The 13,030-nt window shown below is 59.0% G+C and carries 15 protein-coding genes and 1 tRNA gene; 6 read left to right on the top strand and 10 right to left on the bottom strand.

Annotated features, from left to right (window positions below; genetic code table 11):
* Positions 1 to 109: 109 nt before the first annotated feature.
* Entirely contained in the window at positions 110 to 1,345 is a 1,236-nt protein-coding gene (gene pepT / locus J2T09_RS13425; protein WP_306835445.1) for a peptidase T, read from the top strand.
* A gap of 64 nt (positions 1,346 to 1,409) precedes the next feature.
* Complete coding sequence (locus J2T09_RS13420; protein WP_306835444.1) at positions 1,410 to 1,778, top strand: GFA family protein; 369 nt, start codon at positions 1,410 to 1,412, stop codon at positions 1,776 to 1,778.
* A gap of 15 nt (positions 1,779 to 1,793) precedes the next feature.
* Here the strand turns inward: J2T09_RS13420 and J2T09_RS13415 are convergent, their stop codons facing one another.
* The 6 genes from J2T09_RS13415 to J2T09_RS13390 form a co-directional block, all read right to left on the bottom strand.
* Positions 1,794 to 3,416 carry an ABC-F family ATP-binding cassette domain-containing protein gene (locus tag J2T09_RS13415; protein ID WP_306835443.1) on the bottom strand — a complete coding sequence of 541 codons (1,623 nt, stop codon included), beginning with the start codon at positions 3,414 to 3,416 and terminating at the stop codon, positions 1,794 to 1,796.
* 83 nt (positions 3,417 to 3,499) lie between these two features.
* The gene (locus J2T09_RS13410; protein WP_306835442.1) at positions 3,500 to 3,628 is read right to left on the bottom strand and encodes a hypothetical protein; all 129 of its coding nucleotides are present in this window, start codon (positions 3,626 to 3,628) and stop codon (positions 3,500 to 3,502) included.
* Positions 3,625 to 3,873: a hypothetical protein gene (locus tag J2T09_RS13405; RefSeq protein ID WP_306835441.1), complete on the bottom strand. Its 249-nt coding sequence runs from the start codon at positions 3,871 to 3,873 to the stop codon at positions 3,625 to 3,627. Before J2T09_RS13405 ends, J2T09_RS13410 begins: the two co-directional genes overlap by 4 nt.
* Positions 3,874 to 3,970: 97 nt before the next feature.
* On the bottom strand, positions 3,971 to 5,452 hold the full coding sequence (tig, locus tag J2T09_RS13400) for a trigger factor (RefSeq protein WP_306835440.1): 1,482 nt from the start codon (positions 5,450 to 5,452) through the stop codon (positions 3,971 to 3,973).
* Positions 5,453 to 5,617: 165 nt separating this feature from the next.
* A tRNA-Leu gene (locus tag J2T09_RS13395) sits at positions 5,618 to 5,702 on the bottom strand.
* A gap of 229 nt (positions 5,703 to 5,931) precedes the next feature.
* Positions 5,932 to 6,087, bottom strand: a complete 156-nt coding sequence (locus tag J2T09_RS13390) for a hypothetical protein (protein WP_306835439.1) — start codon at positions 6,085 to 6,087, stop codon at positions 5,932 to 5,934.
* A 699-nt stretch (positions 6,088 to 6,786) separates the two neighbouring features.
* Here J2T09_RS13390 and J2T09_RS13385 point away from each other — a divergent pair.
* From J2T09_RS13385 to trmFO, 3 genes are all read left to right on the top strand, one after another.
* A complete protein-coding gene (locus J2T09_RS13385; protein WP_153359088.1) occupies positions 6,787 to 6,933 on the top strand; it encodes a DUF1127 domain-containing protein in 147 nt (48 codons plus the stop codon).
* Positions 6,934 to 7,189: 256 nt separating this feature from the next.
* Positions 7,190 to 7,333: a DUF1127 domain-containing protein gene (locus J2T09_RS13380; RefSeq protein ID WP_132273419.1), complete on the top strand. Its 144-nt coding sequence runs from the start codon at positions 7,190 to 7,192 to the stop codon at positions 7,331 to 7,333.
* Between the two features lie 852 nt (positions 7,334 to 8,185).
* Positions 8,186 to 9,589: a methylenetetrahydrofolate--tRNA-(uracil(54)-C(5))-methyltransferase (FADH(2)-oxidizing) TrmFO gene (trmFO, locus tag J2T09_RS13375; RefSeq protein ID WP_306835438.1), complete on the top strand. Its 1,404-nt coding sequence runs from the start codon at positions 8,186 to 8,188 to the stop codon at positions 9,587 to 9,589.
* 85 nt (positions 9,590 to 9,674) lie between these two features.
* Here the strand turns inward: trmFO and J2T09_RS13370 are convergent, their stop codons facing one another.
* The 4 genes from J2T09_RS13370 to yajC all read right to left on the bottom strand — a co-directional run bounded on the left by J2T09_RS13370 (position 9,675) and on the right by yajC (position 11,957).
* Positions 9,675 to 10,145 (bottom strand): hypothetical protein, encoded by a 471-nt coding sequence (locus J2T09_RS13370; RefSeq protein WP_306835437.1) that lies wholly within the window; start codon positions 10,143 to 10,145, stop codon positions 9,675 to 9,677.
* A gap of 144 nt (positions 10,146 to 10,289) precedes the next feature.
* On the bottom strand, positions 10,290 to 11,144 hold the full coding sequence (locus J2T09_RS13365; RefSeq protein ID WP_306835436.1) for a phytoene/squalene synthase family protein: 855 nt from the start codon (positions 11,142 to 11,144) through the stop codon (positions 10,290 to 10,292).
* Between the two features lie 23 nt (positions 11,145 to 11,167).
* Positions 11,168 to 11,554 (bottom strand): Mth938-like domain-containing protein, encoded by a 387-nt coding sequence (locus tag J2T09_RS13360; RefSeq protein ID WP_306835435.1) that lies wholly within the window; start codon positions 11,552 to 11,554, stop codon positions 11,168 to 11,170.
* A gap of 49 nt (positions 11,555 to 11,603) precedes the next feature.
* Positions 11,604 to 11,957 (bottom strand): preprotein translocase subunit YajC, encoded by a 354-nt coding sequence (gene yajC / locus J2T09_RS13355; protein ID WP_306835434.1) that lies wholly within the window; start codon positions 11,955 to 11,957, stop codon positions 11,604 to 11,606.
* Positions 11,958 to 12,157: 200 nt separating this feature from the next.
* On the opposite strand from yajC, the gene J2T09_RS13350 reads away from it, so the two are divergent.
* Positions 12,158 to 13,030 carry an ATP-binding protein gene (locus J2T09_RS13350; RefSeq protein ID WP_306835433.1) on the top strand — a complete coding sequence of 291 codons (873 nt, stop codon included), beginning with the start codon at positions 12,158 to 12,160 and terminating at the stop codon, positions 13,028 to 13,030.

Below are 13,030 nucleotides of genomic sequence, written 5' to 3'. Positions count from 1 at the left end.
CCATGAAGTCTGCGCGGCTTCATGGGCGCCATGCCAATATCTGGGCATTTCCGATCTCGACTGCGGCCGCTATATCTTTGCCATCACAGGCAATGATGAGTCCCCCGCTATGTCCGACACCGTTCTCGATCGTTTTCTCCGCTACGTCGTCATCGACACCCAGTCCGACGCCTCCTCCCCCACACAGCCCTCGACCGCCAAGCAGCTGACGCTCGGCAAACTTCTGGTGGAAGAACTGCAGGCGATCGGCATTTCCGACGCCCATCTCGATGAACACGGTTACGTCTATGCGACCATCCCGGCCAATAGCGGCAAAAACAATGTGCCGGTCATCTGCTTTTGCTCGCACATGGACACCGCCCCGGATTTTTCCGGCACCGGCATCAAACCGCAGGTGATCGAAAACTATCAGGGCGGCGATATCGTTCTGCCGGGCGACAAGAGCCGCATCATCAAGGCAAGCGACAACCCGGAACTGGCCAAAAACATCGGCAACACGATCATCACCTCCGACGGCACCACCCTGCTCGGCGCCGATGACAAGGCGGGGCTGGCGGAAATCATCACTGCCGCCGAAATCCTGATGAACAACCCGGATATCAAGCACGGCGCCATCCGCCTCCTCTTCACGCCGGACGAGGAAATCGCACGAGGCGTCGAAAAGGTGGATCTGAAAAAGCTTGGTGCTGACTTCGGTTATACGGTCGATGGCGAAACACCCGGCCATATCGAGGATGAAACCTTTTCGGCCGATGGCGTCGATATCGAGATCAAGGGCGTCGCCATCCATCCCGGCTTTGCCTTCGGCCGAATGGAAAACGCCATCCGCATCGCCGGCGACATCATCGCCAGACTGCCGCGCGACATGGCGCCTGAGAGCACCAAAGGCAAACAGGGCTTTATCCACCCGACCGGCGTCTCCGGCGCCATGGAAGGCGCCTCCATCCACTTCATCATCCGCGATTTCGTCGATGCGGGCCTGACCGAAAAGGAAGAACTGCTGGAAGGCATCGTCAAGGATGTCATGGCCACCTACCCCGGCTCCACCTACACGTTCAAGGTCACAGAGCAGTACCGCAACATGAAGAACGTGCTGAACGATCATCCGCAGATCATGGATTACGCGCTGGAAGCGGTCGAGCGCGCCGGCATGAAGGCGGTTCGCGGCAGCATTCGCGGCGGCACCGATGGCTCGCGCCTCACCGCCATGGGCCTGCCGTGCCCCAACATCTTTGCCGGCGGCCATGCTTTCCACTCGCCGCTGGAATGGGTCAGCCATCAGGACATGAACAAGGCCGTCGCGACATTGGTGGAATTGGCAAAGATCTGGGAAGAGCGCGCCTGACAGGCAAATGAGCGCCGGACGGATTTCAAACGCCGCCCGGCCCGCCATGAACGACGGATAGACAATGACCGCGATCATCCATACCGGCGGCTGCCTGTGCGGCGACATCAGGTTCGAAGCAACCGGCCCCGCCGATAACCCGCACAACTGCTCCTGCAAGTTCTGCCAGAGACATACCGGCGCTTTGACAGCGGCATGGGTCGAATTCTCGCGCGACAACGTGCGCTGGGTCGGACCGGGCGGTGCGCCGGCAACCTATCGTTCTTCGGAAATCTCCAGCCGCGCCTTCTGCCCGACATGCGGTAGTTCACTCGGCGCCATCGACGACGCACCGACAATCGCGCTTCTGGTCGGAACATTCGACCAGATCGACAGCCCGGAACTGATCCCGGACCATCATTCCTTCGAGGACGGCAAACCCGACTGGGCCTGAAGGCTCAAACCTGCCTCAGACGTGCAGGCCGGGGGCCTCGTAACCGGTGCGCTCGACATATTCGGTATAACCGCCGCCATACTGGTGGATGCCATCCGGCGTCAGTTCCAGAACACGGTTGGACAGTTCCGACAGGAAATGACGGTCGTGGCTGACGAACAGCATCGTGCCCTCATATTCCGACAGCGCCTTGATCAGCATTTCCTTGGTGTCGAGATCGAGGTGGTTGGTCGGTTCGTCGAGAACGAGGAAATTAGGCGGATCGAACAGCATGGCCGCCATCACCAGACGCGCCTTTTCACCGCCGGAGAGAACACGGCACTTTTTCTCGATATCGTCACCGGAAAAACCGAAGCAGCCGGCCAGCGCCCGAAGCGAACCCTGCCCTGCGCGTGGAAACTCGCTTTCCAGCCATTCGAACACGGTCTGCTCGCCATCCAGAACATCCATGGCATGCTGCGCGAAATAGCCCATCTTGACGCTGGCGCCGAGTGACACCGACCCTTGATCGGCCTCCGTCGTGCCGGCGATCAGCTTCAGCAGCGTCGATTTTCCGGCACCGTTGATGCCCATGATGCACCAGCGCTCCTTGCGGCGGATCATGAAATCGAGGCCTTCATAGATCGTGCGACTGCCATAGGCCTTGTGCACGCCCTTGAGGTTGACCACGTCTTCCCCCGAACGCGGCGCCGGCTGGAACTCGAAAGCCACCGTCTGGCGACGTTTCGGCGGTTCGACACGTTCGATCTTGTCGAGTTTCTTCACACGGCTCTGCACCTGCGAGGCATGGCTGGCGCGCGCCTTAAAACGCTCGATGAATTTGATTTCCTTGGCCAGCATGGCCTGCTGGCGTTCGAACTGCGACTGCTGGTGTTTTTCGTTCAGCGCACGCTGCTGTTCGTAAAACCCGTAATCGCCGGAATAGGAATTGAGCGAACCGGCATCGATCTCGATGATCTTGCCGACAATACGGTTCATGAACTCGCGGTCATGCGAGGTCATCAGCAATGCGCCGTCATAGCCCTTGAGGAAGGCTTCGAGCCAGATCAGGCTTTCGATATCCAGATGGTTGCTCGGTTCGTCGAGCAGCATCACATCCGGCCGCATGAGCAGAATGCGGGCCAGAGCCACACGCATCTTCCAGCCACCCGAAAGCTTGCCGACATCGCCGTCCATCATTTCCTGGCTAAAGCTTAGGCCATCCAGCACTTCGCGGGCGCGGCCTTCCAGACCATAACCGTCCAGTTCCTCGTAACGCGCCTGCACATCGCCATACCGCTCGATGATGGCATCCATCTCATCCATGCGATCAGGATCCACCATGGCCGCTTCCAGCTCGCGCAGCTCGGCCGCGACGATGCTGACCGGCCCGGCACCTTCCATCACTTCCGCAACAGCGCTGCGGCCGGACATTTCGCCGACATCCTGGTTGAAATAACCGATGGTCACACCCTTATCGACCGACACTTGCCCCTCATCGGGCTGCTCGCTGCCGGTGATCATGCGGAAGAGCGTCGTCTTGCCGGCGCCATTCGGCCCAACGAGACCGATCTTCTCGCCCCTGTTGAGGGCGGCGGTCGCCTCAATGAAGAGAATACGGTGGCTGTTCGACTTGCTGATGTTTTCGATGCGGATCATGGCTGCCGGTTCGGAAATTGGAAATCGGCTGCCTTATGTCATGCGCGGAGGCTTGTGTCGCGGGGTTTCCGCGAGAAAGCGCTTTACTCACCGGGATGACGGTTCGGGCGCGTCTTTTTTTCCACGTAACGGGAATAGAAGGCGATCGCGAGGCCCAGCGCGCCGACGATCAGAGGCAGGATGTACCAGAAAAATATGTATGCGGACGTCATGACCTCAATCCTCCAAGAACAATCCGGCCTGCCAAATGTAATGCAAGAGCGCCGACAAACCAACTGGCGATATCAATGATAACGGACCACCCCACATTCATGGCCATCAGCGCGGGAAGTTGAGTAACGACACCCACGGCCAAACAAGCGGTGGACAACCGATCGAAAGAGGCCGCGAGATATTTCGTACGTTCATTGTGAATGAGATCCATCGAAACGCCCCCCAGCACGAAATGCATCAGCATTAATGCAACTGCGACGGAGCAATGCAACCCACCCACAAAACACAAAAAAGGCCGGGCTGTTTCCAACCCGGCCTTCGTTATTCCAATCCGAAGAGGATTATTCGGCGCTGTCTTCAGCGGCCTTCTTCTTCGGAGCAGCCTTCTTCTTCGGAGCGGCTTCTTCGCCCTCAGAAGCGTCGTCAGCCTTGGCAGCAGCCTTCTTCTTCGAAGCAGCCTTCTTGGCCGGCTTTTCAGCGCCTTCTTCCTCGTCGTCGGCCATCAGCTCTTCCTTGCTGACGGTCTTGTCGGTGACGTCAACTTCGGAAAGCAGCTTGTCGATGACCTTCTCTTCGAAGATCGGTGCGCGCAGCGAAGCGGAAGCACCCGGCGTGTTGCGGAAGAAATCGAGGATTTCCTTCTGCTGGCCCGGGAACTGCTGCAGCTGTGCGTAAAGCGCGCGCTGCATTTCTTCTTCGGTCACTTCGACGCCGGCCTTTTCGCCGATTTCGGAGAGAACGAGGCCGAGACGAACGCGGCGTTCAGCCAGCTTGGTGTATTCGGCGCGGGCTTCTTCCTCGGTCGTGTCTTCGTCGGCAAAGGTCTTGCCGGACTGAGCGAGGTCGGTGTTGATCTGGCGCCAGATGTTTTCGAACTCGGCGTCGACGAGGCCCTGCGGGCTGTCGAACTTGTAGAGTTCGTCGAGCTGGTCGAGGATCTGACGCTTGACCTTCTGACGGGTCACGCTGCCGTACTGGCCTTCGATCTGGCTGCGAACGATTTCCTTCAGCTTGTCAGCCGATTCGAGACCGAGCTTGGAAGCGAGATCGTCGTTGATTTCGAGTTCAGCAGCGGCAGCGACGTCCTTGACGGTGATGTCGAAGGTGGCTTCCTTGCCGGCGAGGTTGGCAGCCGGGTATTCGGTCGGGAAGGTGACCGTGATGACCTTTTCATCGCCAGCCTTGACGCCGACCAGCTGGTCTTCGAAGCCCGGGATGAAACGGTTGGAACCGATGACCAGTTCGGCATCTTCGGCAGCGCCGCCATCAAAGGCTTCGCCGTCGACCTTGCCGAGGTAGTTCATGGTAACGCGGTCGCCTTCAGCCGCCTTGCCCTTCTTGGTTTCGTAGGAACGGGCGCTTTCGGCGATCTTGAGGATCTGCTCGTTGACTTCGTCTTCCGAAACTTCGACGACTTCGCGCGTGACCTTGATGCCGCTGGTGGGCTTCAGTTCGATCGGCGGAATGACTTCGTAAGCGATGTTGAATTCGAAATCGGCCTGTGCGGACAGGATCTTGTCGGCTTCGGCTTCGTCTTCGGTCATCGAGATCGACGGCTGGGTCGCGGACTTTTCGCCACGATCCGACAGGATCTGCGTCGGGCGCTCGCGAACGATCTCGTTGACGAGTTCGGCCATGATCGACTTGCCATAGGTCTTTTTCAGGTGCGCAAGCGGCACCTTGCCCGGACGGAAGCCGTTGATGCGGACCTTATCCTTGGCGTCGGCGAGGCGCACGTTCATCTGCGCTTCCATGTCCTTGGCCGGAATGACGACCTTGAGTTCGCGCTTCAGGCCCTCGGAGAGGGTTTCGGTAACCTGCATTGTCTAACCTTCATATCAAACGGCTGTGTGCACACGGCCGTGGTTTCGATCGCACGGTCCCGGAAACACAGCCGGCCGTGGCTTCAGATACAATCTCGGACGCAACCGGGGAGCAACAGCAGTTCTACGGCCTGTAAAAGGCTCCGACTGCCAACTCCGCGGCTCTGGTGCGGGTAGAGAGACTTGAACTCCCACGCCTTGCGGCACCAGAACCTAAATCTGGCGTGTCTACCAATTTCACCATACCCGCGCACCGAACCGCGACGAAAATCCTCAAATCAGAGGCCTTCCGGAGCGCGCGTCTCTATATCACCCGTTTTTCAGCACGCAAAGGAAAAATGACAGGTTTTGCACGGCTGAACAGCGCGGGTTCACTGCCTGTAATACAATTGACCAACCGACCGAGCACAAACTCAAGCTAATCGTATTGCCGACGCAGCCGATGTTCGTCCGCTTTCGCGCCTCGGTGACGGAGATCCTCAGGCATTGAGCGCAGCGTTCCAACTGATGACGACAGCTTCGAAGGCCTCATCGACCTGTATTGGTTGAGCAACGCCCTGCACGACGAGAGACGTACCGCCTGCGGTGATTGGTTCGGCGGAAACGACCAGGCCTGCATTAACCGAAATCGGCATCGGTCTACCGGCCGCATTTTTCTTGTTCAACCTGAAAGACTGCATAGAAAACCCCTCAAAGATGATTGCTGACAGACGCGATACTAACGAGCGCCAGCGATCTATGCACCCCGGCATTTGGGGGAATGCAATGCCGCCATCAATCGTGGCTTAAGCATTCAGGACGGCGCCGACCGCCTAGCCTTCTCCGACGTGAACCCGAAGCCATGCGCAAACGGCATGTCTTGTTGGCTGGCTTACGCTCCACATCCACAGGTAGCGATAGACATCCAGGCCGTGCAAGCAACATGTGTCTCTTGCAACAGCCGAAGCGGCGGTGCTTGATCACCTTCGAGCACAACTCGCGAACGGAAATTCGAGGTCACGCATATCCTCCCCCCCAAGCGTAATCTCGATAGACCTCGCGACCCTCCTCTTCCCGATCGCCAGCCGTTTCCTCCGACGCCCACCGGACCGTCTCCTTGGCGGGCGTTTCTCATTCCGCAAAATCGACTGGATTGCCGCATTCGCCGCCATTTGGTGATGCAACTGCCTCTATTTTGCACATTTCCCTAATGCCACTTAACCAGGCCTGCACAAAACGCATGGGTGCGCTGCGGGAAACGCGCTTTTCTCCCGCCTAAATCGATTTATATTCCGGCTCATGGAATTGACACCGGTCAAGACAGGTACCGGTCAGGCACAAAAAAGGAATAGGCCATGAACATCGCTCGCTCGCTCACCAACTGGCGCAAGTATCGTCAGACCGTTACCGAACTCGGCCGCATGTCGGACCGCGAACTGCACGACCTCGGCATCGGCCGCAACGACATTCGTCGCGTTGCCCGCACCGCCGTCGGCAACTGATTTCCTCAAGCCCGCAAGGGTTTTGACGGAACCAAAAGAGCGCCCCTCGCCGGGCGCTTTTTTTGTGCTTTGTTCTTGCCACAATTTCGCCCGGCGCTGCTCGACAAAGCATCAAAGCGCGTTTTTTGTTCAACATCATGCACATTTGCATGGCAGTCGCCGATTTTTTGCACTCCATGCTCTTGTTGTCTGCATGTATAAGGTCCTCATCCGCCGATGCACGAGGCATACGGCACTTAAACTCTTGAGGAAGACCATGAACCCGATCCGCATCGCCAAGAACTGGATCAGCTACCGCCGCACCATGAACGAGCTCGGCAACCTGTCGAACCAGGCCCTTACCGATATCGGCCTGACGCGCTACGACATCCGTAACGTTGCTGCCCGTTCCTACCGTTAAGTTTGTCCTCGCGGCATGAGGCCGCGTTCATGGGATTTCGAATGATCGACATCCCCTCGACGGCGCCCACGTGGCGCCGTTCGCATGTTTGGACCGAAGCCTGCGCCCGATCCGCCATTTGCTTCGTATTCGCCAAAACTCACCGAAAAAATCTCGCCAGACAGCCAACATCGCTTGGCAACCGTGAGGCAATCAGCCTCCGAGGCGTGCTCCGCCCTTGCTGGCGCAGATGCTTTGTCGCAAACAGACCATTCTTACAGTCCGTTTGCGACGCCTCTGAAAATATAGACAAGCCAAATCAATCACTTGTAAAATAGTTACACCCTACTTCGTCCACCCTCCCAAAACCCGTGCCTACAATTCTCCCGTTCCATCGTGGATACACCGGGAGGCGTCCCGGCGAGTTGGAGCCGGCGCTGGTGTTGGAGAAACGACGTAAGTCTCCAGCAACAGGGTTCGCGGAAACTGGTTCTCCTCCGGCGACACGGGGGAGGTGTTGCGGGTGTCAAACCTCGCAATGCCTCTGAAGCCCGAAAGAAGCGCGCCGGGCGTGCCTGTGCGGCACACATGATCGCCAGTCGGTTGGCAACAACCGGGATGGCTTTCGCAGAGGAACCGAAGTCGCGGGCAAAAACCGTCGAACGGGGCACTGAGAGGTGTCACATAAAAACTAAAGTACGAGGCAGCTTTCAGTGCCCCGACCGCATGACCCGCAAAACGCGGGTGTTTTTTGAAAATCGAAGATCGCCAAGGGACAAATCCGCCCTGTTCCCGGACACGTTCCACGCCGTAGCGAAACCGGACCGTGCTTTCCAGTTGGATGGTGAATGCGCCCATGATAATGAGCGCGCCATGACAAACACGCTCCCTTCCCCCATTCACGTTATCGGCGGCGGCCTTGCCGGTTCCGAAGCCGCCTGGCAGATCGCTCAGGCCGGCGTTCCAGTCATCCTGCACGAGATGCGCGGCACACGCGGCACCGATGCCCACAAGACCGACGGCCTTGCCGAGTTGGTCTGCTCCAACTCCTTCCGCTCCGACGATGCGACCGCCAATGCCGTCGGTGTCATCCATGCGGAAATGCGCCTCGCCGGTTCGCTGATCATGGCCTGCGCCGACAAGAACCAGGTCCCGGCCGGCGGTGCGCTCGCCGTCGACCGCGACGGTTTTTCCGATGCCGTCACTGCCGCCATTCACGAACACCCGCTGATCACGGTGGTCCGCGAAGAAGTCACCGGCTTGCCGCCGGAAGACTGGGATCTCGCCGTCATCGCCACCGGCCCTTTGACATCACCGGATCTCGCCGGCGCCATCCAGAGCGAAACGGGCAAGGATGCGCTCGCCTTTTTCGACGCCATCGCGCCGATCATCCATCGCGATTCGATCAACATGGATGTCTGCTGGTACCAGTCGCGTTACGACAAGGTCGGCCCCGGTGGCACCGGCAAGGACTATATCAACTGCCCGCTCGACAAGGACCAGTATGACGCCTTTATCGACGCGCTGATCGCCGGCGATACGGTCGGTTTCAAGGAATGGGAAGGCACGCCCTATTTCGACGGCTGCCTGCCGATCGAAGTCATGGCCGAACGTGGCCGCGAAACGCTGCGCCACGGCCCGATGAAGCCGATGGGCCTCACCAATGCGCATAACCCGACAGTAAAAGCTTATGCCGTCGTGCAGTTGCGACAGGACAATGCACTCGGCACGCTCTACAACATGGTCGGTTTCCAGACGAAGCTGAAATACGGCGCGCAGGCGGAAATCATTCGCCTCATCCCGGGCCTCGAAAACGCGGAATTTGCCCGTCTCGGCGGCCTGCACCGCAACACCTATATCCAGTCGCCCATCCTGCTCGACAATTCGCTGACGCTGAAAAGCCGCAAGGGCCTGCGTTTCGCCGGCCAGATCACCGGCTGCGAAGGTTACGTCGAAAGTGCTGCCGTCGGCCTGCTGGCCGGCCGCTTTGCCGCCGCCGAACGCAAGGGTCAGGAACCATCGCTGCCACCGGCAACAACCGCACTCGGCTCACTGCTCAACCACATCACCGGCGGCCACATCATGTCGGACGATGAGCCGGGCAAACGCTCGTTCCAGCCGATGAACATCAATTTCGGGCTTTTCCCGGAACTGGAGCCGGGCTCGATCGTCAAGCCGGAAGGCGTCAAGCGTTTTCGCGGCAAGGACAAGACGATCATGAAACGCCAGCTGATTTCCGCCCGTGCGCTGAAAGACTGCAAGGAATGGCTCGGTTAAAAACCAGGCCGCGGAATAAATCGATCACGAACAGAAAAGCCCGCTGACGCGGGCTTTTCCATGCATATCGATCAGTAAAACGACATCAGGCCGTGGGCTGCTCGCCGGCCTTGGCATCTTCCGCAGCGGCCTTGTCTTTGGCGCTGACATAATTGCCGAGCAGCCACAGGCCCACTTCGGCGGCAATTTCCTGGCTCGGAAAGCTGAACTCGCCATTCTGCGTGGGCGCATCGAGAAACTCGATGACGAAACCCTTGCCATCCGCCGTACTCGTCGCCCGTGCCCGTCCGGGCTGGATGACATGGCAGGAATAGTGGCGGCCGTAATTGCGCATCACGCCGGCCTTGCCGTCATGCAGGCGAATGAACACCGCATTGCCATCGACCGTCTCATGCAGTGCGCGGATTGCTTCGTTCGGAAACGCCCGACCGAATTCGAGGATCGCCAGCCCCGGATCATGGCGTTCGCCATCTTCGCGATCCTTGGCCATGCGCGTGACATAATAGGCCAGCGCAATAACGATGACGCCGATGATCAACCAACTGACGAGGCTCATCTTTCCTCCCGAGAAAAACCCGCACCGTCGCGGGCATCTCGGCACTAGCGCATCAGGCTTGCGCGAGCTTGGCCCTGCGAAGACAATCCGGGAAGTTTAACAGAAATGTTGCCGGCCGACAAAAGTCTCTGAGGAACAGGCCGTCTAGATGCTTCGGCGCATCAGTGCCGTTACCATGCGCAACTGCCGGCGCCATTGCAGCGGCAGAATGGATTGCTGCAGGACATCTGCACCGAGCTTCTGCGCCTTCTTCAAAACGGCATCCGCCGCCGTTGCCGGCAGGAAGGCAGGCATGACAGCAGCCGGTATCTTGCCGCCTGCCCGCGCCTTTTTCAGATGATCGAGGCCGAGGCCCGCGAAAGCCTCGATGGCGGCGGAAATGCGCACCTTGTCATCGCCGGCCAGAAATTTTTCGCGGTCGAGCCCGACGGCGGACAGAATATCGAGCGGAATATAAAGCTGGCCACGCGCCGAATGGCCCGGCATCAGAAGCAAAGCGCCCGATATGGCATGGGCCACACCGGCATGGCCGGCGGCTGTTGCCGAGGCTGCCGCATCGGCAGGCGACAGAACAAGCCCGGCAAGCTGGATCAGCGCCGAAGCCGTTTCACCGGCATACCCTTCCAGCGCATTGCGATCCGGAAACGGGTCGTCATAGAGATCGAAGATGCGGGCATCCAGCATGTCGACAAACGTCTGGCGCGGCAGGCGGTATTTTTCGACCGCAGCGAACAGCGCAGCCGAGACCGGGTTTGCCTCCGCCTCTTCGTTCGGCCCCTCTTCGAACTGGCCGCGCCACCATTGCAGACGAATCTCGCCGGCCAGCGGCTGACGGATCACGTCGCGGATCTTTGCTATTTCGGCATTGAACGCATAAAGGGCTGCCAACGCACCACGCTTGTCTTCCGGAGACAGCAGGCAGGCGAGATACCGATCGCGGTCGGTTTCGCGAAGCGTGGAGAGGCAGATGTCTGAATTGGCGTCGGCCGATGCGCTCACGGAGCCTTGTCCCTTATGGCGCTTCAGTCGACCGCGATCAGGGCCGCTGCCACCGGTCGCGATTCCATCAGCATGATATTGTAGGTGCGAACCGCAGCGCCGGTGTTCATCGGGTCCGAGGCAATGCCGTGTTCGTTGAACACCGCCTTCAGCGCTTTCGGAATGGGTCGCAGATCATTGCCGGTGCCGAGGATCAGGAATTCGATCTCGCCGGCATCCGCCAGCACCTTTTCGAAGGCGCTCGCGTCAAGCGGGTCGCCTTCCGCAAAATCCCAGCCGTAGATGCCGGATGGAAGGCAGAGGATCGAGCCGCGATGCGACATGTCGGCGAAGCGGAAACCGCCATTGCCATAAACATCGATTTCGGCCCGGCCCGGAAAATGTGCGTCGCGGATCTGTAGAGGTTTCATCGGAAAGGATGTCCTTGCTGGATGTCGCGACGCGCCGGATTAAAAAGTCTTACTTCGCGGCTTCGGTCTTGACCGGCTCACCCTTGACGCGGACTTCCGCGATATAGGAGCGCTGAACGCGAACGCGGACGTTTTCTGCGATTTCGACTTCGACTTCGTTGTCGTCGATGACCTTGTTGACCTTGCCGGAAATGCCGCCGCCGAGAACGACCTGGTCACCACGACGGATCGCCGACAGGGTTTCCTGACGCTTCTTCATCTGGGCGCGCTGCGGCCGGATCAGGAAAAAGTACCAGACCACCATGAGCGGCGCGAAAAGGAAAAGCATTTCCAGACCCGAGCCGAATGCGCTGCTGCCGCCGGCAGCAGGAGCGGTTTGGGCAAATGCCTCAGTAATGAACATCGAAAACTCCCAGATTGACGCGATACGCGTAGAAAGCCGTAAAGGCCGCCGAAATATAGTAACCACCCACCCGAATGCAACAGAGACACCGGGTCGCGGGCTTGTTCGGCGTACCGTTTCAAAGCCTCCTACCCTTTCGAGCCATCAAACGCCATGCTACCGCCGGTCGAATACACAAAAAACCCGCACGGGAGCCTGATATGACCGACGAAAATACCGCTCTTCTGCTGGCCGAACTGCGCCGTCTCGCCGATGCCGTGGAGCGGCTGGCCGGCCCGCCGCCGGCCGTAAACGACTGGAATGCCGCGGATTGTTTCGTCTGGGTACCGGCCAACCAGTATCTGCAGCCCGTTGCCCGCCCCAATCGCGTGGCACTGACGCTGATCCGCGGCGTCGATCATGTGCGCGATATCCTGCATGAAAACACGCTGCGTTTCGCTGAAGGTTATCCGGCAAACAATGTGCTTCTCTGGGGGGCACGCGGAATGGGAAAGTCGTCGCTGGTCAAGGCCGTTCACGAAGATGTGCGCAAGGCAACGGGCATGGCTCTCAAGCTGATCGAGGTGCATCGCGAGGATATCGCCACGCTGCCGACGCTGCTGGACGTGCTGAAGGCATCCGAGCAGCGCGTCATCCTGTTCTGCGACGACCTCTCCTTCGACCATGACGACACCGCCTACAAGTCGCTGAAGGCGGCGCTCGATGGTGGCATCGAAGGCCGGCCGGACAATGTGCTTTTCTACGCCACATCCAACCGCCGTCATCTGCTGCCGCGTCACATGATGGAAAACGAGCAGTCGACAGCCATCAACCCGTCGGAAGCGGTCGAGGAAAAAGTGTCATTGTCGGATCGCTTTGGTCTCTGGCTCGGTTTCCACAAATGCAGCCAGGAAGACTACCTGACCATGATCGAAGGTTATGCCGACCATTTCGACCTCGGCCTCGATCGTGAAACCCTGCACCATCAGGCGCTGGAATGGGCAACGACGCGCGGTGGCCGTTCCGGTCGTGTGGCCTGGCAGTACATTCAGGATCTCGCCGGCAGGCTGCGCAAACCCCTTACAACCAAATAA

Origin of the sequence: Neorhizobium huautlense (genome assembly GCF_030811685.1) — a bacterium.
GTDB classification, from domain to species: domain Bacteria; phylum Pseudomonadota; class Alphaproteobacteria; order Rhizobiales; family Rhizobiaceae; genus Neorhizobium; species Neorhizobium huautlense_A.
The sequence above is the reverse complement of the archived record's forward strand: the minus strand, read 5'-3'. Positions and strand labels throughout refer to the sequence as shown.